This is a genomic window from Streptomyces phaeoluteigriseus (assembly GCF_001896135.2).
GTDB lineage: Bacteria > Actinomycetota > Actinomycetes > Streptomycetales > Streptomycetaceae > Streptomyces > Streptomyces phaeoluteigriseus.
In genome coordinates, this window is sequence record NZ_MPOH02000009.1 from 397,117 (window position 1) to 417,827 (window position 20,711).

Genomic DNA, 20,711 nt, shown 5'->3' on the forward strand with positions numbered 1-20,711 from the left:
ACCCACTCCCCCCGCCGCCCCCAGCGGATACGGCTTCCCGCAGCAGGCCCAGCCGCCGACCGGCACCCGCGCCCGACTCCCAGCAGGACGTCCGCCCTGCCGGCTCCGCAGGCGCCCCACCGCCCCCGCCGGATACGGCTTCCCGCACCCCGCGGCCCCGCAAGCACCCCAGGCCTCTCAGGCCGTCCAGCCCCACCCCGGCATCCCCCACCAGCCGGACGGGCAACTCCCGGCCGCCGCCCCCCAAGGCGCCCCGCAGGGCTTCCCCGGGCAGCCTCCACACGCGGCGCAGCCCGGAGCCCAGCCCCCACAGGCCCAGCAGCACCAGGGGCCGCACGCCCCCCAGCCGCCGCACGCCCCCGTCGACCCCCGTGCCGGTGCCGCCTGGCCGCAGCCGATCCAGCATGACCAGCGGCAGCCGGTCAATCCCGGTGCCGCCCCGCTGGGTTACACCGCCGCCGTGGAGCTGTCCTCCGACCGTCTGCTCAACAACAAGAAGCAGAAGGCGAAGAGCAGCCGCCCGACGGCCGGCGGCGGCCGGTTCAAGATCGGGGGGAAGAAGGAGGAGGCCGAGCGGCAGCGGAAGCTGGAGCTGATCCGGACCCCGGTGCTGTCCTGCTACCGCATCGCCGTCATCAGTCTCAAGGGCGGTGTCGGCAAGACGACCACGACCACCGCGCTCGGCTCCACCCTCGCCACCGAGCGCCAGGACAAGATCCTCGCGATCGACGCGAACCCGGACGCCGGTACGCTCGGCCGCCGCGTGCGGCGCGAGACCGGGGCCACGATCCGTGACCTCGTCCAGGCGATCCCGTACCTCAACTCCTACATGGACATCCGGCGGTTCACCTCGCAGGCCGCCTCCGGCCTGGAGATCATCGCCAACGACGTCGACCCGGCCGTCTCCACGACGTTCAACGACGAGGACTACCGGCGCGCGATCGACGTGCTGGGCAAGCAGTACCCGATCATCCTCACCGACTCGGGCACCGGCCTGCTCTACAGCGCGATGCGCGGGGTGCTCGACCTCGCCGACCAGCTCATCATCATCTCGACGCCTTCGGTGGACGGCGCGAGCAGCGCCAGTACGACACTGGACTGGCTGTCCGCGCACGGGTACGCCGAGCTGGTCTCACGCTCCCTCACCGTCATCTCGGGTGTCCGCGAGACCGGCAAGATGATCAAGGTCGATGACATCGTCAGCCACTTCGAGACGCGCTGCCGGGGTGTCGTCGTCGTGCCGTTCGACGAGCACCTCGCCGCCGGTGCCGAGGTCGACCTCGACATGATGCGGCCGAAGGTGCGGGAGTCGTACTTCAACCTCGCGGCGCTGGTCGCGGAGGACTTCGTCCGGCACCAGCAGATGCACGGCCTGTGGACCAGCGACGGAAACCCGCCGCCGATCGCCGCCCCGCCCCTGCCGGGCCAGCCGGGCCACCCCCAGCAGTACCCGTACCAGCCGCAGGCCCAACCCCAAGCCCAGCCCCAAGCCGGACAGCCGTACCCCGCGGCCCCCCAGCAGCCGGGCGGCCAGCCGTACCCCCCGCAGGGTCAGCCGCAGCAGCCGTATCCGCAGATGCCGCAGCCCGGCCAGCCGTACCCGAACCAGGGTTGGCACCCTCAGCAGCACGACCAGCAGCACCAGCCCGGCCACCCGCCCCACCCCCAGGGCCCGGACGGTCAGACTCCGCCCCCTCCGCCGCCCCCGCAGCGGTAGAGGCCTCGCGCCCACGACAGAAGGGCGGCCGGTGTCGGTGGACACCGGCCGCCCTTCGCCGTCGTAGGAGCGGGTCCGTTACCGGCTGCCCGCCTCCGCCACCAGTTCGCGGCAGCGCTTGACGTCCACGGCATCTGCTCCAGGAGCCCGTCCAGGGACTCGAACTTCGCCTGGCCGCGGACGAAGGCCAGGAAGTCGACGGCCACATGGAGGCCGTACAGGTCGAGGCCGACGCGGTCGATGGCGTACGCCTCCACCGTGCGCTCGGTGCCGTCGAACTGCGGGTTGGTGCCGACCGAGATGGCGGCCGGCATCGCCTCGCCGGCCGCGTGCAGCCAGCCGGCGTAGACGCCGTCGGCCGGGATCGCGGTGTGCGGGAGGGTCTCCACGTTCGCGGTGGGGAAGCCGAGTTCACGGCCGCGCTGCGCGCCCCGCACGACCACACCCTCGACGCGGTGCGGCCGGCCCAGGATCTCCCCGGCACCCTCGACATCGCCCTCGGCGACCAGGCGCCGGGTCAGCGTCGAGGAGAAGGGCTCGCCGCCGCCCGCCTCGCCGCGCACGAACAGGTCGACGACCTCGACCTCGAAGTCGTAGACCCTGCCCTGCTCGACGAGGAACTCGACGTTGCCCGCGGCCTTGTGACCGAAGCGGAAGTTGGGGCCTTCCACGACCGCTTTGGCGTGCAGCTTGTCGACCAGGACCTTGACGACGAAGTCGGCGGGCGACAGCTTCGAGAACTCGGTGGTGAAGGGCAGGACGAGTGTGGCGTCCACGCCCAGCTCCGCCATCAGTTCGGCACGGCGGTGGTGCGGGGCGAGCAACGGCGGGTGGCTGCCGGGCCGAACGACCTCGCTGGGATGCGGGTCGAAGGTGACGACGACGCAGGGAACGCCCAGCTCGCGGGCCCGGTCCACGGCGTGCCGGATGATCAGCTGGTGTCCGCGGTGGACGCCGTCGTAAGAGCCGATGGTGACGACGCTGCGCCCCCAGTCCTGGGGGATGTCCTCCAAGCCACGCCAGCGCTGCACTGTGACCGCTCCTCGAACCTGTGTCCGTGTTTGTCGTGTGGTGGTGTGTTCATGTGTTCCGTTGACGCATACGCAGCTCTAAGGGTGCCATGCCGGGTGTCCCCGGCCCGCATCGGCATGGGCGCTGTGACTCGCCCCACTGCCCCGGGGCCGTCCCGTCCGGCCCCTGATCAGGCGGGAACCCGCGGGCCCGCGAGGCTCTCGATCGTGCGTCGGGTGCTCGGGCCGACCAGTCCCGCCCACTCCCCCGGCTCCCCCGGCTCCCCGGTGAGCCAGCCGGCGACCTGTGCGGCGAAGCCGGGGACATGGCGGGCCAGGTCGACCAGGCCGCGGTCGAAGCGGGCGGCGCCGTCGGGGGTGCGGCCGAGCAGGAGGCCGGTGCGGTGGACGAGGACGCGCAGGTCCGGGCCGCTGAGCCGGCCGGCCGAGTGCAGTACGGCGTCCAGGACGGCGGGCTCGCGTTCGTGGGCCAGCAGGAAGTCCAGCAGCTCCCGGCGGAGGGCGCCGGGCCCGGCCAGCACTCCGGCCAGGGCGGCCCGCAGAGGCTCGGGGCCGCCTTCCAGCAACCCGGTGACCAGGGGGAAGAGCACGGATGGGGCGGCGGTGCCGTCGTCGAGGCGCTCATCGACGTGCGTGGCGAGGTCGCCGACGGCCTCCGGGCGCCGCTCCAGAACCTCGCACAGGACCAGGGCCACCCGGCGGGCCAGGGCGGGGGTGGTGGCGTCGACGAGGGCGCGTGACAGGGGGCCGGTGTCCGTGCCGAGGCGGTCCAGCCGGGCACGGCAGGCGCCGAGCACCGGTTCCGGGTGGGTGGTGAGGGCGGTGAGCAGGGCGCCCGGCGCCAGCTTCGGGTCGCCCGCCGTGAACCGCTCCAGCGCCTGCGGGAGGTGCCGGTCGCGGGCCTCGGGGTCGCGTACGAGGACGGCGAGCGCGCCGCCGTGCAGGGCCCGGTCGGCGGGCCGGGCGAGGATCGCGAGGGCGGCGTACCGCAGCAGCTCGCGATCGGCGCGGGTGTGCGCCCGGGGCGCCGCCCGCGGTCCGTACGTCATCGCGGCGGCACGGCGCTCGGGCCGCTCGTCGTGCGCCCATCGGTCGACGGCCCGGCACAGCGCGGAGGGTTCCTCCTCGCAGAGTACGGCGAGGAGTTCGTCCGCGCGCGGGTGCGCACGGTCCAGGAGGACCTCGGTGAGGTCGTCCAGGCCCTGGCGCCGGTGGGTGTGCAGCAGTGCCTGCGCGGCCGTCGCCACCGTGGCGTGCGGTGTCGCGGGCAGCGGCCGCTCGTCGTGGAACCAGCGGGCGAGCAGCGGCTGTACGGCGGTGGCGTCGGTGGCGAGCAGCCGGGCCACGGCGTCGAGGTGACGGGGCACGTCCTCGGCGTCCGGCGCCGGGTCCGCGAGGACCAGTCGGCGCAGGAGGTCGAGGCGGAGGTCGGCCGGCAGCGCCAGGGCGGTCCAGAAGCCGGGGCCGAACTCGGCGGTGCGGCCGGGCCGGTCGCAGTGGCCGACGACCAGGTCGGCCAGGAGCCGCAGGACACCGGCGTACGGGGTCGCGTCCGGGAGCCGGGGCAGGGTTTCGGCGAGCAGCCGGGCGGCCCACCAGGACTCCGGGTCGGCGTCCAGGGCCTGGGCCAACCCGTGGAGCCGGGCGGCGAGTTGCCGGGTGCCCTGCTGTCGGCCGAGGTGCAGGAGCGCCTGCACGACGGGGCCGATGCGGTGGTGCGGGACGCAGCGGGTGGGTGCCGTCGGGGGCGCCGGGGCGGTGGACGAGGACGCGCAGGGCCTCGTCCAGGTCGAGGTGGAGGCCCTGGATCCAGTCGGCGACTTCCTCGTGGGCGAAGCGGTAGCCGCCGCCCGCGGGCACCAGGAGCCCTTCGGCGAGGACGGCGGACGCCCAGCCGGTGCCGCCGCCGAGCCGGACGGGCGCGGGCCCCCACGGGAACACCGCCTCGAACGACGCCCGGTCCAGCTCGCCCTGCCCGGGTCCCAGGCTGCGCCGGGCGGCCTCGTGGACCTGCCCGGACACCTTGGCCGCGAGCCGTCGTACGGCGGTGCCGCGCTCGCCGTTCTCGGCGGCCAGCCGGACCGCGATCCGCAGGCACATCAGGTCGAGGTGGGCGGCGAGGACGTCGTCGCGGCCGGCGGGCGTGCCGTCGTCGGCGTCGGGGAGGGCGGCGCGGACCTCCGCGTACAGCCGGAGGGTGAGCGGATGCCGGGCGTCGCGGCCCGCGAGGGCGGTGTCCGGGATGCCGAGCTGGCCACGGGCCTCGCCGGCCTCGGCCTCGGTGAGATCACCGAGGGGGACGCGGGGCGGCAGGTCCCGGTCCGTACGGCCGTACAGCATGCCCGCCGGGAAGTGCGGGCCGGCCTGCTCCCAGTACTCCGCCCGGCAGGCCACCACCAGCCGGGTTCCCGTCTCCCGCAGCCACTGGGCCGTGCCCTCGGTCCACTCGGGGAGGCGGTGGGCGAGGACGGGCGGCATCTCCTCGGGGCCGTCGAGGAGGAGCAGCAGCGGGCGCCCGCGGCGCGGGCGTGGTGGGCGAGCCGCTCGGGGGTCAGGTCGTCGAGGGCGGGGACCGGGCGGGACGCGGCGACGATCCGGACGGCCCGGCCCAGTGCCCGTCGGGCCGCGTCGGCGACCGAGTCGTCCGCCTCCCGCAGGTCGGCTCCGCGCAGCCACAAGGTGGGCGCCGCCCCACGGGCGCGCCGCTCGGCGAGGGCCGCGAGTTCCGTCGTGCGGCCGCTGCCGGGGGCGCCGACGAGGCCGAGGACCGCGGCCGGACTCTCGGCGAACGCGGCGAACTCCTGTGCCGGTACGGCCCGTTCGACCAGGGTGCGGGAGTCGGCGGGCGGTCCGTCGGAGCCGACCGAGGTGGCCGCGAGTTCGAGGAGGCCCGCCAGGTTGAGGTCGGCGCCGTAGGCGGGGACGGTGGCCGCGTTGCGTGCGAGCAGGTCGGCGAGGGGGCCGCCGGGCGGGCCGGGGCGCAGCGGGACGGCGAAGCCGCTGTCGTGGTGGTCGGAACGCAGGGCGGTGCCCAGGACGGCGACGACGGCGCCGGTCTCCGCGTCGAGCACGGGTCCGCCGGCCGCGCCCCCGCCGAGCCACAGGGCGTCCCGCCCCGCCGTGCCGATGGCCAGCTCCAGACAGTCCGCGAGGCAATGGAAGCGGGACGTGGCCGTGTACGTCACGGAGGTCGTCGTCAGCACGCGTGCCTCGCGCCAGCAGCCGGCGGGCAGCCGGACATAGGTGCCGCTTCCGACGCCCTCGCGGACGGTGACGGGCAGCGGGTCCGCGTCGAGGCCCTGGGTGCGGACGAGGGCCAGGTCCAGCTCCGGCAGCGGGGTGACCGCGTCGGCGGTGACGACGCAGCCGCGGTCGCCGGCGCCGTACAGGACGAGGCGGGCGAGGCCGTCGACGGCCTCGTGGCTGGTGATGACGGTGCCGTGGTGGTCGGCCAGGAAGCCGGTCCCGCGCGGGCGGCCGGCGAGGTCCTGGACGCGGATCAGGACGGGTTCGGGAGGCGTGTCGTCCTCGGGCGCCGTCCGGGGGTCGTGCCGCGGTGTGTGGCTGCCCTCGCCGGTGCGCGGGCTCCGTCCCGCCATCGCCCTACCTCCCCGCCGCGCCCGCGTGCCCTCTGGGTCGACGGTAGGCGCGCGGTGATCGGCGGGACAGGCCGCGATGCGAAAGCGCCCCCGTGCACTCCCTCGGTTCACTCCGAGCGCCCGTCCGGACGGGTGAATGAACGGGGTGCGGTGGATACACCCTAGGGGTGGGGGAACCGAGGGGGGACCGTGGAGCGGCGGCGGAGCAGGACCCCGTGTCCGCCGCTCCACGGGCGAAGCGGGGCGGAGGGCCTCAGCCGAACACGGCCAGGCTCTTGGCCTTGCCCTTCTGTTCCTCCACGAGCGCCAGGAAGCGGCCCTCGGGGTCGAAGACGGCGACCGCGCCGCTGCCCGTGTACTCGTCGGGCATCTCCAGCCGCACACCGTTGAGCAGCAGCCGGGCCCGCCGCTCGTCGACGTCCCAGCGCGGGAACGCGGCCGTGGCGGCCTCCGCGATCGGCATCACCGTCAGCTCCTCCTGGAGCTGGTCGAGGGTGCGCGCGGAGTCCAGCTTGTACGGGCCGACGCGGGTCCGGCGCAGCACCGTGAGGTGACCGCCGACGCCCAGGTCGGCGCCCAGGTCGCGGGCGAGGGCGCGGATGTAGGTGCCGGAGGAGCAGACCACCGAGACGATCAGGTCCAGGACGGGGGTGCCGTCCTCGGCGACGGCGTCCCGGACGTCGTACACCGTGAACGAGGAGATGGTGACCGGGCGGGCCGGGATCTCGAAGTCCTCGCCGTCACGGGCCCGCTTGTAGGAGCGCACGCCGTCGATCTTGATGGCGCTGACCTTGGACGGGACCTGCATGATCCGGCCGGTCAGCTTGGCGATCCCGGCATCGATGGCGTCCCGGCCGATCCTGGAGGCGTCGGTGGAGGAGGTGATCTCCCCCTCCGCGTCGTCCGTGAGGGTGTTCTGGCCCAGCCGGACGGTCCCCAGGTACTCCTTCTCGGTGAGCGCGAGGTGCCCGAGGAGCTTGGTGGCCCTCTCGATGCCGAGGACGAGGACGCCCGTCGCCATCGGGTCGAGCGTGCCGGCGTGGCCGACGCGGCGGGTCTTGGCGATCCCGCGCATCTTGGCGACGACGTCGTGCGAAGTGAAGCCCGACGGCTTGTCGACGATGACAAGGCCGTCGGGCGGGGTCTGCTTCGGGCTCATTCGGCGGCGTCGTCCGTCTCGTCGTCCTCGTCGGGCTTCTTGTACGGGTCGGCGCCGGCGGCGTACCCGGCGCCCGCGGACGCCTCGCGCACCTTCTCGTCGGACTGGCGCGCACGGTCGAGGAGGTCCTCGATGGTGCGGGCGTTGTCCGGGAGGGCGTCGGCGACGAAGCTCAGCGTGGGGGTGAACTTCACGCCCGACGCGCGGCCGACCTCGGAGCGCAGGACACCCTTGGCGCTCTCCAGGCCCGCGGCCGCGGCGGCCCGCTCCTCGTCGTCCCCGTACACGGTGTAGAAGATGGTCGCTTCCCTCAGGTCACCCGTGACGCGGGTGTCCGTGATGGTGACGTGGGAGCCGAGCCGCGGGTCCTTGATCCCACGCTGTAGCTTCTGGGCCACCACCTCTCGGATGAGGTCCGCCAGCCTCTTGGCGCGCGCGTTGTCGGCCACTGGTCCGTCTCCCGTTCTTTCTTCTCTTGCGTTCTCTGGTGTGGTCAGTCGTCGTGTTCGCCGTGGAGGCGGCGTCGGACCGACAGCAGCTCCACCTCGGGGCGGCCGGCGACCAGCCGTTCGCACCGGTCCAGTACATCGGTCAGATGCTCCGTGTCCCCGGCCACCACGGCCAGGCCGATGACCGCCCGGCGGTGCAGGTCCTGGTGGTCCACCTCGGCCACGCTCACCGCGTACTTGCGCTGGAGCTCGGCGACGATCGGGCGGACGACGGAGCGCTTCTCCTTCAGCGAGCGTACGTCGCCGAGGAGGAGGTCGAAGGACAGAGTCCCCACGTACATGTGTAACCGGTTCACCCGCCGGTACGGGATCGATGGCCCTGTCCTGAACGAACAGGGGCATCAAGAACGGTACAACGATCCCGGCCGCGGCTCGACGGGGTTTTCCCCGCTCACCGCAGCCGGAACGCCGCACCGGCCGGCGGGGACAGCGCCCCGTCGGCGGCACGAACCGTGGGTGTCACGCCCGCGGCTTCTCCCGCATCTCGTACGTCGCGATGACGTCGTCGACCTTGATGTCGTTGAAGTTCCCGAGGTTGATACCGCCCTCGAAGCCTTCGCGGATCTCGGTGACGTCGTCCTTGAAGCGACGCAGACCGGAGATGTTGAGGCTCTCCGCGATGACCTTGCCGTCGCGGACGAGTCGAGCCTTCGTGTTGCGCTTGACCTCGCCCGAGCGGACCAGGACACCGGCGATGTTGCCCAGCTTGGACGACTTGAAGACCTCGCGGATCTCCGCCGTGCCCAGCTCGACCTCCTCGTACTCCGGCTTCAGCATGCCCTTCAGGGCCGCCTCGATCTCCTCGATGGCCTGGTAGATCACCGAGTAGTACCGGACGTCGACGCCCTCGCGCTCCGCCATCTGCGCGGCACGGCCGGCCGCACGGACGTTGAAGCCGATGACGATCGCGTCGGAGCCGGTCGCCAGGTCGATGTCCGACTCGGTGACGGCACCCACGCCGCGGTGCAGGACGCGGATGTCGACCTCTTCGCCGACGTCGAGCTGGAGCAGCGAGGACTCGAGAGCCTCCACCGAACCGGACGCGTCGCCCTTGATGATGAGGTTGAGTTCCTGCACCAGACCGGCCTTGAGCGCCTCGTCCAGGTTCTCCAGGGAGAACCGGACTCCGCGCCGGGCGAAGTTGGCGTTGCGCTCACGCGCCGCGCGCTTCTCGGCGATCTGGCGGGCCGTGCGGTCCTCGTCGACGACGAGGAAGTTGTCGCCGGCGCCCGGGACGTTGGTGAGACCGAGGACGAGGACCGGGGTCGAGGGACCCGCCTCTTCCACGTTCTCGCCCTTGTCGTCGAGCATCGCGCGGACACGGCCGTACGCGTCGCCGACCACCATGGTGTCGCCGACCCGCAGGGTGCCTCGCTGGACCAGGACGGTCGCGACGGCGCCGCGGCCACGGTCCAGGTGGGACTCGATCGCGATGCCCTGCGCGTCCTGCTCCGGGTTGGCCCGCAGGTCGAGCGAGGCGTCCGCGGTGAGGACCACGGCCTCCAGCAGGCTCTCGATGTTGAGGCCCTGCTTGGCGGAGATGTCGACGAACATGGTGTCGCCGCCGTACTCCTCGGCCACCAGACCGAACTCGGTGAGCTGACCGCGCACCTTGGTCGGGTCGGCACCCTCGACGTCGATCTTGTTGACCGCGACCACGATCGGCACATTGGCCGCCTTGGCGTGGTTCAGCGCCTCGATCGTCTGGGGCATCACACCGTCGTTGGCCGCCACCACGAGGATCGCGATGTCGGTCGACTTGGCACCACGGGCACGCATGGCGGTGAACGCCTCGTGGCCCGGGGTGTCGATGAAGGTGATCCTGCGCTCTTCGTCGTTGACCTGGGTGGCGACCTGGTACGCACCGATGTGCTGCGTGATACCGCCGGCCTCGCCCGCGACGACGTTCGTCTTGCGGATGGTGTCGAGCAGTCGGGTCTTGCCGTGGTCGACGTGACCCATGACGGTCACGACCGGCGGACGCGCGACGAGGAACTCCTCGCCACCCTCGTCCTCGCCGAACTCGATGTCGAAGGACTCGAGCAGCTCGCGGTCCTCCTCCTCCGGGCTGACGATCTCGAGGACGAAGTTCATCTCGTCCGCGAGGAGCTTCAGCGTCTCGTCGGAGACGGACTGCGTGGCGGTGACCATCTCGCCGAGGTTCATCATCACGCCGACGAGCGACGCCGGGTTGGCGCCGATCTTCTCGGCGAAGTCGGTCAGGGAGGCACCGCGCGACAGGCGGACGGACTGTCCGTTGCCGCGAGGCAGCATGACGCCGCCGACCGACGGGGCCTGCATGGCCTCGTACTCCTGGCGCCTCTGACGCTTCGACTTGCGACCGCGACGCGCGGGACCGCCGGGACGACCGAAGGCGCCCTGCGTGCCACCACGGCCACCGGGACCGCCGGGACGGCCACCGAAGCCGGGACGACCGCCGCCGCCACCGCCGGGACCACCGGGGCGACCGGCGAAGCCACCGCCACCGCCACCGGCACCGGGGGCGCCGGGACGACCGGCGAAGCCACCGCCGCCACCACCGGGACGACCGGCGAAGCCGCCGCCGCCACCGGGACGACCGCCGCCACCGGCACCGCCGGGACGACCGCCACCGCCGGGACCACGACCGCCGGGACCGCCGCCACCGGGACGGGGACCGGCAGCCGGACGCTGCGGCATCATGCCGGGGTTGGGACGCGGACCGCCGCCGGGACGCGGAGCGCCACCCTGCGGACGGGGCATACCGCCCGGGGACGGACGCGCGCCGCCCGCGGACTGCGGACGCGGAGCGCCGCCCTGGGCGCCGGGCGCAGCGGGACGCGGACCGGCGCCGGGAGCACCGGCACCGCCGGGACGCGGACCGCCGGGACCGCCGGGACCGCCCTGCGGGCGCGGGGCCTGCGGACGGGCCATACCGGCGTTGCCGCCGGAGGTGAAGGGGTTGTTGCCCGGACGCGGACCGGCCGGACGGGAACCGCCCGGACGCTGAGCGCCGCCACCGGGACGCTGACCCTGCGCGGCGGCCTGGCGCTGGCCCTGACCGCCCTGCTGACCCTGACCGGCGGCCGGACGGCCGGCGGACGGGGTGCGCCGGGACGCGGGCCCTGGGAGGCCGGCTTCTGGGCGGCCGGAGCCGCCGGTGCGGCGGGGGGCGCCGGCGGAGCGGTGGAACTCCGGGGCGGGCCGGAGCCGGACGCGGCGCCGACGGAGCCGGGGCTGCCGGAGCCGCGGGCGCGGCCGGCGCCTCGGGCTGCTGGGCCGTCGGCGGCTTGGGGGAGGCCGCCGCGGTGCGGCCGGACCCGGACGGGCCGCCTGCGCCGGTGAGGGCGCCGCGGGCCTGGGGGCTGCCTTGCGCGGGGCGGGCTTGCCGCTACCGCCCTGGAAGGCGTCAGTCAGTTTGCGTACAACGGGCGCTTCGATGGTCGAAGACGCCGAACGGACGAATTCACCGAGTTCCTGGAGCTTGGCCATGACGGCCTTGCTCTCCACCCCGAACTCCTTGGCGAGTTCGTATACCCGGACCTTAGCCACTTCGCTCCTTTTAGGTCCGGGTGTGTCCGGACCGTCGCTACTTCATGGGCGTACTCATCGCGTGCTCATCGAGTGCTCATCGCAATCTCGACCTACTTCCAACTCGCGGGGTACCAGAGCCGCACGGAGGTTCCGTGCGACGCCTTCTTACGGTGTTGCCTGTTCGACAACGGTCGTCTGCTCGACGTACTGGCGCAACGCCTTTGTGTCGAGCGCTCCCGGGGCTCGCAACGCCCTCGTGAACGCCCGGCGGCGTATCGCCTGGTCGAGACAGACCAGGGCGGGATGCACGTACGCACCCCGGCCGGGCAGCGTACCGCGAGGATCGGGGACGCATGCGTCCTCGACCGCCACGGTGCGCAGCAGTGCCGTCTTGGCCGCTCGCTCCCGGCACCCCAAACAGGTGCGCTCAGGGCATGCTCTGGTGTGCGTCCGGCCAGACACAGTTAAGTCTACCTCCCCGCGGCGACCTCACCCCTTCGGGGCAGCGGTCGAACAGTTGCCGCGCGTATAACTGACGTGATCTGAGCGTGCTGCGGCTTGGATCTATTCCCCGGGCTGCTCGGTGTCGGGCCGGATGTCGATCCGCCAGCCGGTCAGACGGGCGGCGAGGCGGGCGTTCTGGCCCTCCTTGCCGATCGCCAGCGACAGCTGGTAGTCCGGCACCGTCACGCGCGCGGAGCGGGCCGCCATGTCGACGACCTCCACCTTGGACACGCGGGCCGGCGACAGGGCGTTCGCCACCATCTCGGCCGGGTCGTCCGACCAGTCGACGATGTCGATCTTCTCGCCGCTCAGCTCGGCCATGACATTGCGCACACGGCCGCCCATGGGGCCGATGCAGGCGCCCTTGGCGTTCAGACCCGACCGGGTGGACCGTACGGCGATCTTGGTGCGGTGGCCGGCCTCGCGGGCGATCGCGGCGATCTCGACGGACCCGTCGGCGATCTCCGGCACCTCGAGCGCGAACAGCTTCTTCACCAGGTTGGGGTGCGTCCGCGAGAGCGTCACGGACGGACCGCGCACACCCTTCGCCACCCGCACGACGTAGGACCGCAGCCGCAGGCCGTGCGGGTACGACTCACCCGGGACCTGCTCCTGCACCGGCAGGATGGCCTCGAGCTTGCCGATGTCGACGAGCACGTTCTTCGGGTCGCGGCCCTGCTGGACCACGCCGGTGACGATGTCACCCTCGCGGCCCGCGTACTCGCCGAGCGTCGCGTCGTCCTCGGCGTCGCGCAGGCGCTGGAGGATGACCTGCTTGGCGGTGCTGGCGGCGATACGGCCGAAATCGGACGGGGTGTCGTCGAACTCGCGGGGCTCCTGGCCCTCCTCGAGGTCTTCGGGGTCCTCCTTCGCCCACACGGTCACATGACCGGATTCCCGGTCGAGCCGCACGCGCGCGTGGCGGCGGCTTCCCTCGGTGCGGTGGTAGGCGATGAGGAGGGCCGACTCGATCGCCTCGACCAGCAGGTCGAAGGAGATCTCCTTCTCCCGCACCAAGCCCCTCAGGGCACTCATGTCGATGTCCACGGCTACGCCTCCTCCTCTTCCTTCATGTCCTTGTTGACGTCGTTGTCCTTGCGGTTGAACTCGACCTGGACGCGGGCCCTGTCGATGTCGGCGAAGGCGAGCCTGCGGGTGGTGGCCTTGCGGCCCTTCACTCCCGGCACCTCGACATCGAGGCCGTCGTCGTCCACGTCGAGGATGCGGGCGACGATCTCGCCGCCCTCGTGGAGCTGGAACCTCACCAGGCGGCCCGTGGCACGCACGTAGTGGCGGTGTTCGGTGAGGGCGCGCTCCGCGCCCGGGGTGCCGACCTCGAGGGTGTACTCGCCCTCGCCCATCGCGTCCGTCTCGTCGAGCTTCGCCGAGAGCGCGCGGCTCACATCGGCGATCTGGTCCAGGTCCGCTCCGGTGTCGGAGTCGACGACGACGCTCAGCACTCGCCTGCGGCCGACGGAGTCCACGGCGATCTCTTCGAGGTCCAGTCCCTGGGAGGTGACGAGCGGTTCGAGCAGTTCTCGCAGCCTCTCGCTCTGGGTGGTGCTCATCCGGGTGACTCCTCGGCCGCGTGTGCTGTTGTGGGATGGGTCGCGTGTCTGGTCAAAGGGTATCCGGTCGTGGGGTGTGTTGCCGTCCACCGAGTGGCCCACCGGCGCCCGACGACACCTGCCGAGGCCCTGCGACTCCCGGCGACTCCCGGCGACTCCGGGCGGAGCGGGGGCGGTGCCGGTGAGTGGTGCGGGGGCGGGGCGCGGGTACGGTGATCACGGGCCTGCCCGTGCGTGATCGGCCCGTGATCGGTTCCTTTCGTACGAGATTCCCCGAGGACGTCTGCCGTGCCGTTCCCGCCGCCTGTGCGCACCCTCTCCGGGCCGCACCGAAGAACCTTGCTCGCCTCGGCCGCCGGGGCCGCCCTGATGGCCGGGTGCTTCTCCGGCGTGGGGGGCTCCGGGAAGGAGAACCGGGGCGCCGGCCCGTCGACGTCGGCGGAGGAGCGTGCCCGCGCGCGTGCGGCCGCGGACAGCGCGGGGCTGCTGGAGCGCTACGACGCCGTCCTGGCCGTCCATCCGGCGCTGGCGGCGCGGCTGGCACCGCTGCGGGCGGAGGTCGTGCGGCATGTGACGGCGTTCGGGGGTGCGGCGGGGGGTGCCAAGGCGTCGCCGTCGGCTTCTCCGTCGCCGACGACACCGGCACCCGCTTCGGCTTCGGCTTCGGCTTCGGCTTCGGCTTCGGCTTCGGCTTCGGCTTCGGCTTCGGCTTCGGCTTCGGCTTCGGGGAGTGTCCCGCCCGCGCCGTCCGTCGTCGTTCCCGCGAACGCCAAGGACGCGCTCGCCGACCTGGCCGGCGCCGAGCGGGCGCTCTCGGACCGCCGGGTCGCGGCGCTGGTGGACATGCCGGGCGAGCCGGCCCGGCTGCTGGCCTCGGTGGCGGCGTCCGGGGCGGCGCACGCGTACCTGCTGACGGAGGCGGCCCGATGAGCGAGCGGACCACCGCGGAGCTGACGGCTCTCCAGGCCGCCCTGGCCGCCGAGCACGCGGCGGTGTACGGCTACGGAGTGGTCGGCGGCCGGATCCAGGAGGGGCGGCGAACGGAGGCTCGGGCGGCGTACGACGCGCATCGGGCGCGCCGGGACGCGCTGGCGCGTGAGGTGCGCGACCTGGGCACCGAGCCCATCGCCGCGAGCGCCGCGTACGCCCTGCCGTTCGCGGTGCCGGACTCCGCCGCGGCGGTCCGGCTCGCCGCCGAGCTGGAGGAACGCGTCGCCGGCGTCTACTCCGACGTGGTCCGGGCGGCCACCGGTGCGCGGCGCCGCGAGGCAGCCGTGGCGCTGCGGGAGGCGGCGGTCCGCGCGGTGCGCTGGCGCGGCGGCAGCGTAGCCTTCCCTGGTCTCGCCGAGCGGGCCGAAGCGGGGACCGACCCGGCCGCCACGGGGGCCGGGGCCCCGGCCACGAAGGCGGGCCCGGCGACACCCGCATCGACGCCCGCCACCCCGCACACCTCCACACCGCCGGCGTAGGCCGGAACAGGAAAGGACGACTCGCGTATGGCTTTCGAACCGCCGCAGCGTCTGGTCAGGGCGCTCGGCGAGAGCGCGCCGGACGGTGACGACTGGTTGGAGAGGCTGCCGGAGACGGTCCGGGAGGCCGTCGCGCTACGCGAGTTGACCGTGGAGCGGGTGCAGGTGCCCGGAGGCCGCAGCAGCCTGGTGGTGCTGGTGCGGCACGCCGACGGGACCCCGGCCGTGCTGAAGCTCGCCCCGCTCCGGTTCCGGCCGGAGGCGGAGCGGGCCGCGCTCACCCGGTGGGACGGCCTGGGCGCCGTGCAGCTGGTGGAGGGGCCGGTGAGTGAGGGGGTGCTCCTGCTGGAGCGGCTGCACCCGGATGTGTCGGTGCGGTCGTTGCCCGAGGCCAAGGCTCTGCTGGAGGCGGCGGGGACGCTGCGGCGGCTGTGGGTGGAACCGCCGGCCGGGCACGTGTTCGAGACGGTGGCCGAGCGGACCGGCCGGCAGGCCGAGGTGATGCGTGCGCGCGCCGACGCGGCGGTGGCGCCGCTGGTCGACGCGGCGCTCGCGGCCCGCGAGGAGCTGCTGGCCGCGCCGCCCGAGCACCGGCTGCTGCACGGGACGTTCCGGCAGAGCAAGGTGCTCGCGGGTGAACGGATGCCGTGGCTGGCCGTGGGGCCGGACCCGGTGGTCGGCGAGTGCGCCTTCGACCTGGCGCGGCTGGTCCGGGACCGGGTGGAGGACCTGATCGCCTCCCCGTCGGGGGGCGGCGACGACCCGGCGGCGGGTGAAGCGGCTCGCGGAGTCGCTGGAGGTGGACCAGGAGCGGCTGCGGGGCTGGACGCTGTTCCGGGCGGTGGAGTCGGGCGTACGGGCGCTGCGTGTGGGACGGCCCAGGGACGCGGAGTTGTTGTTGGAGTTCGCCGGGTGGGTCTAGGGCGGGATGCCTGGGAGGCCCGTCCCGGCGTCGGTCTCAGGGCCGGCGCCGGGCAGTCGGACGCCGCTCTGCGGGCCCGTTTCCCCGTGCTGGCGGTGACCGCGGCGTCGGCCACCGGCGGGTAGCCTCACGCGTCTGACATGTTCCGGGAGCAGTTCCGCGCACAGGCCGTGGGCCGGGAGCCGGTGTCGCCGCTCGTGCCACTGCACGTGCCGCTGCTCGCGGAGGTGTCGGCGTCCGCCTGCATGGTGCCGATCAGGGCCAACACCCCGGCCGCCCCGGCGAACGTGACGGCCGCCGCGAGGGCCGCCGCGCGCCTCTGCGGACCGCGGCGGCTGCACCTCGTGCGCTGCTGGTCATGACCGTGCCCCTCCTGTAGTGACGCTCTGTCACGTCCTACAGTCGGGGCACGGTCTGAGAGAAGCCCGCGAGACGGCCCTGCGCCTCGGCGGAAATCCCTGAGAGTTCTCTTGAGCGCTCAAGCGCTTCGGTGTTTACGCGCTCACGCGTTCACGCGCTCGCACACTTCAGTGCTCACGAGGTCGTGAGGCGGGCGATGGCCTCGTCCACCGTCAGTTCCTCGCGCTCTCCGCTCCTGCGGTCCTTCAGCTCCAGGACGCCCTCGGCGGAACGGCGGCCCGCGACCAGGATCTTCGGTACGCCGATCAGCTCCGAGTCGGTGAACTTCACGCCCGGCGAGACCCCGGCCCGGTCGTCGACCAGGACGCGCAGACCGGCCGCCCGCAGCTTCTCGGAGACGTCGAGGGCCAGTTCGGTCTGGAGGGCCTTGCCCGCGGCGACCACGTGCACATCGGCCGGCGCGACCTCGGCGGGCCAGCACAGGCCCTTGTCGTCGGCGCTCTGCTCGGCGAGGGCCGCGACCGCGCGGGAGACGCCGATGCCGTAGGAGCCCATGGTGACGCGGACCGGCTTGCCCTGCTGGCCGAGGACGTCGAGCTTGAGGGCGTCGGCGTACTTGCGGCCCAGCTGGAAGATGTGGCCGATCTCGATGGCGCGGTCCAGCTTGAGCCCGGTGCCGCACTTGGGGCAGGGGTCGCCCTCACGGACGACCACGACGTCGACGTACGCGTCGACCTCGAAGTCACGGCCCGCGACGACGTTCTTCGCGTGCGTGTGCTCCTTGTTGGCGCCCGTGATCCACGCCGTGCCCGGCGCCACGCGCGGGTCGGCGATGTAGGTGACCTTCGCCAGGCCCTGCGGGCCGACGTAGCCGCGGACCAGGTCGGGGCGGCCCACGAAGTCCTCGGCGGTGACCAGCTCGACGGCGGCCGGCGCGAAGTGCGCCTCGACCTTGCCGAGGTCGACCTCGCGGTCGCCGGGCACGCCGACGGCGACGATCTCGCCGTCCACCTTGACCAGGAGGTTCTTGAGGGTGGCGGAGGCCGGCACGCCGAGGGAGGCGGCGAGGGTCTCGATGGTCGGGGTGTCCGGGGTCGGGATCTCCTCGGCCGCGGGCACGGCGGAGCCGTCGACCGGCTCCGACTCGTACGTGATCGCCTCGGTGTTGGCCGCGAAGTCGCAGTTCGGGCAGTCGGCGAAGGTGTCCTCGCCGGCGTCGGCCGGGGCCAGGAACTCCTCCGACTTCGAGCCGCCCATGGCGCCCGCGGTCGCCGCGCAGATGCGGTAGTCCAGGCCCAGACGCGCGAACACCTTCTGGTACGCCTCGCGGTGCAGGGCGTAGGACTTGGCCAGGCCCTCGTCCTCGGTGTCGAAGGAGTAGGAGTCCTTCATGAGGAACTCGCGGCCACGCAGGATGCCGGCGCGGGGGCGGGCCTCGTCACGGAACTTGTTCTGGATCTGGTAGAGGATCACCGGCAGGTCCTTGTAGGACGTGCACTGGTCCTTGACCAGCAGGGTGAAGATCTCCTCGTGGGTGGGGCCGAGGAGGTAGTCGCCGCCCTTGCGGTCGTTCAGGCGGAACAGCTCGGGGCCGTACTCTTCCCAGCGGCCGGTCGCCTCGTACGGCTCCTTCGGCAGCAGGGCGGGGAGCAGCACCTCCTGGGCGCCGATCGCGTCCATCTCCTCACGGACGATCCGCTCCACGTTGGCGAGGACCTTCTTGCCCAGCGGCAGCCAGCTCCAGACGCCGGCGGCGGTGCGGCGGACGTAGCCGGCGCGGACGAGGAGCTTGTGGCTGAGGACCTCGGCGTCCGCCGGGTCGTCGCGCAGCGTCTTCGCCATCAACTGGGACATGCGCTGGACCGGTGCGTTGGCCATGGTGTACGAACTCCTGCCGATCGGGATCCCCCCGCTCGAACCGGGCCGAGAGTGGGGAGGGTGCTGGCTAGGAGGTTAGCCGGGAGCCCCGCGCGGCCGGAAATCCGTTACCCGCGGCGCGGCCGTCACGCGCGGCGCAGCGGGAGGGGAGCGCCCATCACCGCGTACGGGCGGGGCGCGCTGGGGAAGAGGACGCGGCGGGCCAGGTCCTGGTAGCCCAGGGAGTGGTAGAGCGCTCGGGCGGGGCTCTCCGTGTCGATGGCCGAGAGGATCGAGCGCGGTTGGGCCGCGGTGTCGGTGATCGTGGTGATCAGGGCCCGGCCCGCGCCACGGTTCTGGTGGGCGGGGTGGACGTGGAGTTCGGTGATGACGAAGGAGTCGTCGAGCCAGACGTCGTTGTGGTTGGCGCGGAGGTAGGGCTCGACGACGGTGGACCACCAGTGGGAGCGGTCGTTGGGCATGCCGTAGACGAAGCCGACGAGTCGCTCTCCCACGGTCGCGCCGTACGCTCTGGCGCCGGGGCTGGTCATGTGGCGCAGGACGATCTGTCTGCGGACGGCCACCTCGTCCGGGCCCAGTCCGAAGGCCACGGCTTGCACTGCGAGGGCCTCGTCCACGTGCGCGGGAAGGTCCAAGGGGCCGATGACGAGGTCCATGCCGGGAGCCTACAGGGGGGCTTCGGCCGGTCGGCGGGTGCCGAGCGGATGCGGATACGACGGGGTGCCGCGGGAGCTTCAGAACAGGACGCTCATGAACGCGCCGACCTCCTGGAAGCCCACCCTCCGGTACGTCCGGCGCGCCGTCGTGTTGAAGTCGTTGACGTAGAGGCTGACCACCGGGGCGACGTCCGCCAGCGCGTACCGCAGTACGGCCGCCATACCGGGGGCGGCCAGGCCCCTGCCCCGGTACTCCGGGGCCACCCAGACACCCTGCACCTGGCAGGCCTTGGGCGTGGCCGCGCCGATCTCCGCCTTGAAGACGACCTTGCCCCGGTCGTCCAGGCGGGCGAACGAGCGGCCGGCGGCGACGAGTTCGGCGACCCGGGCCTGGTACAGCAGGCCGCCGTCGCCGGCCATCGGGGAGACGCCGACCTCCTCGGTGAACATCGCCACGCACGCCGGCATGATCGTGTCCATCTCGTCCTTGCGGATGCGACGCACGTACGGGTCCGGGGCGATGTCGTCCGACGTGCGGTCGGCGACCATCAGGGGCTGGCGGGCACGGACCTCGCGGGCGGGGCCCCAGTGCGGTTCGAGCAGGCGCCACAGCAGGGCGGTGGCGTCGGCGGGGCCCACGATGGAGGAGCAGCGGCGGCCGGCCCGGCGGGCCCGGTCGGCGAAGGCGCGGACGGCGCGGGGAGTGGCGCAGATCGGGACCAGGTTGGCGCCGGCGTAACAGAGGGACGTCAGCATGCCGTCCTCGTACCAGCCCCACATCTCGCCGCCGAGCCGCCACGGGTCCAGACCCGCGACCTGTACCCGCGAGGTCACGAAGGCGTTCGTCACCGGCTCACGGTCGAGGACGGCGAGGGCGGCGTCCAGGTCGCTCGGTTCGAGAACCCGGGAGGTGGTCTGCGTCAACACGTGCGGGCCTCACACTGGGGTCTGCCTGATCTCCGCACTGTACCCGCCGGGATTGTGCGGCGCCGCCCGTCCTGCGGAGGCCCTGTACCACCGAGGGCACGGGGTGCCGGTCGCCGGCGGTGGCGCGCCGATCCGCTGGGACGGACGGGCCGGCCCGCTCCCCCGGCGGGCGTCGCGCCGGACACCCTCGTGATCGGGGTGGGGGTGCGGGTCGGCGAGCGCTGGTCGCGCGGTTTCCCCGCGCCCTCGGGACGCCTACGCCTACGGCGATCAACGGCCGCTGGCCCGGCCCGGCCCGTTCAGCCCGCGACCGACACCTGGGGCTCGCCCGACGTCACGCCGTCGAGTTCCATCTGCTCGGCCAGTTTCAGGGCCTCTTCGATGAGGGTTTCCACGATCTTGGACTCGGGGACGGTCTTGATGACCTCGCCCTTGACGAAGATCTGGCCCTTGCCGTTGCCGGAGGCCACGCCGAGGTCGGCTTCGCGGGCCTCGCCGGGGCCGTTGACCACGCAGCCCATGACGGCGACCCGGAGGGGGACCTCCATGCCCTCCAGGCCTGCCGTGACCTCCTCGGCCAGCTTGTAGACGTCGACCTGGGCGCGGCCGCAGGACGGGCAGGAGACGATCTCCAGGCCGCGCTGCTTGAGGTTGAGGGACTCCAGGATCTGGTTGCCGACCTTGACCTCCTCGACCGGCGGGGCCGAGAGGGAGACCCGGATGGTGTCGCCGATGCCCTGCGAGAGCAGGGCGCCGAAGGCGACCGCCGACTTGATCGTGCCCTGGAACGCCGGGCCGGCCTCCGTGACTCCGAGGTGCAGGGGGTAGTCGCACTGGGCGGCGAGCTGGCGGTAGGCCTCGATCATCACCACCGGGTCGTTGTGCTTGACGGAGATCTT

General features: G+C 73.2%; 16 protein-coding genes and 4 pseudogenes. 5 read left to right on the forward strand and 15 right to left on the reverse strand.

All coding sequences use genetic code 11. From position 1 onward, the window contains the following. Positions 1-1,717: MinD/ParA family ATP-binding protein (locus tag BM536_RS09490; protein WP_245873346.1), on the forward strand; the 1,717-nt coding region annotated here is incomplete at its 5' end. A gap of 78 nt (positions 1,718-1,795) precedes the next feature. On the opposite strand, the pseudogene BM536_RS09495 reads toward BM536_RS09490, so the two are convergent. The 11 genes and pseudogenes from BM536_RS09495 to rimP form a co-directional block, all read right to left on the reverse strand. After that, positions 1,796-2,748: pseudogene (locus BM536_RS09495) on the reverse strand (bifunctional riboflavin kinase/FAD synthetase). Positions 2,749-2,918: 170 nt separating this feature from the next. Next, a pseudogene (locus BM536_RS09500) lies at positions 2,919-6,347 on the reverse strand (trypsin-like peptidase domain-containing protein). A 253-nt stretch (positions 6,348-6,600) separates the two neighbouring features. Beyond that, complete coding sequence (truB, locus tag BM536_RS09505) at positions 6,601-7,506, reverse strand: tRNA pseudouridine(55) synthase TruB (protein WP_073498927.1); 906 nt, start codon at positions 7,504-7,506, stop codon at positions 6,601-6,603. Further along, positions 7,503-7,955: a 30S ribosome-binding factor RbfA gene (rbfA, locus tag BM536_RS09510; RefSeq protein WP_073498925.1), complete on the reverse strand. Its 453-nt coding sequence runs from the start codon at positions 7,953-7,955 to the stop codon at positions 7,503-7,505. The genes truB and rbfA overlap by 4 nt, the downstream gene beginning before the upstream one ends. Before the next feature lie 44 nt (positions 7,956-7,999). Further along, positions 8,000-8,296 carry a DUF503 domain-containing protein gene (locus tag BM536_RS09515; protein WP_073498923.1) on the reverse strand — a complete coding sequence of 99 codons (297 nt, stop codon included), beginning with the start codon at positions 8,294-8,296 and terminating at the stop codon, positions 8,000-8,002. 178 nt (positions 8,297-8,474) lie between these two features. Next, positions 8,475-10,316, reverse strand: coding sequence for a translation initiation factor IF-2 (gene infB, locus BM536_RS44775; RefSeq protein WP_245873415.1), 1,842 nt, complete (start codon positions 10,314-10,316; stop codon positions 8,475-8,477). After that, positions 10,235-10,660 (reverse strand): hypothetical protein, encoded by a 426-nt coding sequence (locus BM536_RS44780; protein WP_245873417.1) that lies wholly within the window; start codon positions 10,658-10,660, stop codon positions 10,235-10,237. Before BM536_RS44780 ends, infB begins: the two co-directional genes overlap by 82 nt. A 745-nt stretch (positions 10,661-11,405) precedes the next feature. After that, positions 11,406-11,546 (reverse strand): annotated as a pseudogene (locus tag BM536_RS44785) (translation initiation factor IF-2 N-terminal domain-containing protein); the annotation flags it as partial. A 147-nt stretch (positions 11,547-11,693) separates the two neighbouring features. Beyond that, on the reverse strand, positions 11,694-11,990 hold the full coding sequence (locus BM536_RS09525) for a YlxR family protein (RefSeq protein ID WP_073499139.1): 297 nt from the start codon (positions 11,988-11,990) through the stop codon (positions 11,694-11,696). Between the two features lie 102 nt (positions 11,991-12,092). Next, positions 12,093-13,079, reverse strand: a complete 987-nt coding sequence (gene nusA / locus BM536_RS09530) for a transcription termination factor NusA (RefSeq protein WP_073499137.1) — start codon at positions 13,077-13,079, stop codon at positions 12,093-12,095. Between the two features lie 2 nt (positions 13,080-13,081). After that, positions 13,082-13,600 carry a ribosome maturation factor RimP gene (gene rimP, locus BM536_RS09535; RefSeq protein ID WP_073499135.1) on the reverse strand — a complete coding sequence of 173 codons (519 nt, stop codon included), beginning with the start codon at positions 13,598-13,600 and terminating at the stop codon, positions 13,082-13,084. Positions 13,601-13,939: 339 nt separating this feature from the next. Here rimP and BM536_RS42655 point away from each other — a divergent pair, with 339 nt between their 5' ends. From BM536_RS42655 to BM536_RS09555, 4 genes and pseudogenes are all read left to right on the forward strand, one after another. Further along, a complete protein-coding gene (locus BM536_RS42655) occupies positions 13,940-14,530 on the forward strand; it encodes a hypothetical protein (RefSeq protein WP_158086515.1) in 591 nt (196 codons plus the stop codon). Then, entirely contained in the window at positions 14,527-15,069 is a 543-nt protein-coding gene (locus tag BM536_RS09545) for a ferritin-like domain-containing protein (protein ID WP_094102804.1), read from the forward strand. Before BM536_RS42655 ends, BM536_RS09545 begins: the two co-directional genes overlap by 4 nt. A gap of 27 nt (positions 15,070-15,096) precedes the next feature. Then, positions 15,097-15,991 (forward strand): annotated as a pseudogene (locus tag BM536_RS09550) (aminoglycoside phosphotransferase family protein). A gap of 140 nt (positions 15,992-16,131) precedes the next feature. After that, on the forward strand, positions 16,132-16,353 hold the full coding sequence (locus BM536_RS09555; RefSeq protein ID WP_073499133.1) for a hypothetical protein: 222 nt from the start codon (positions 16,132-16,134) through the stop codon (positions 16,351-16,353). A 172-nt stretch (positions 16,354-16,525) separates the two neighbouring features. Here the strand turns inward: BM536_RS09555 and BM536_RS09560 are convergent, their stop codons facing one another. The 4 genes from BM536_RS09560 to BM536_RS09575 form a co-directional block, all read right to left on the reverse strand. Beyond that, positions 16,526-18,229, reverse strand: a complete 1,704-nt coding sequence (locus tag BM536_RS09560) for a proline--tRNA ligase (RefSeq protein ID WP_073499131.1) — start codon at positions 18,227-18,229, stop codon at positions 16,526-16,528. Positions 18,230-18,354: 125 nt separating this feature from the next. Continuing rightward, positions 18,355-18,885, reverse strand: coding sequence for a GNAT family N-acetyltransferase (locus BM536_RS09565; RefSeq protein ID WP_073499129.1), 531 nt, complete (start codon positions 18,883-18,885; stop codon positions 18,355-18,357). A gap of 78 nt (positions 18,886-18,963) precedes the next feature. Next, positions 18,964-19,812: a GNAT family N-acetyltransferase gene (locus BM536_RS09570; protein ID WP_094102805.1), complete on the reverse strand. Its 849-nt coding sequence runs from the start codon at positions 19,810-19,812 to the stop codon at positions 18,964-18,966. 299 nt (positions 19,813-20,111) lie between these two features. Further along, positions 20,112-20,711 (reverse strand): flavodoxin-dependent (E)-4-hydroxy-3-methylbut-2-enyl-diphosphate synthase (locus tag BM536_RS09575; protein WP_158086516.1); only part of this gene is annotated, 600 nt, incomplete at its 5' end.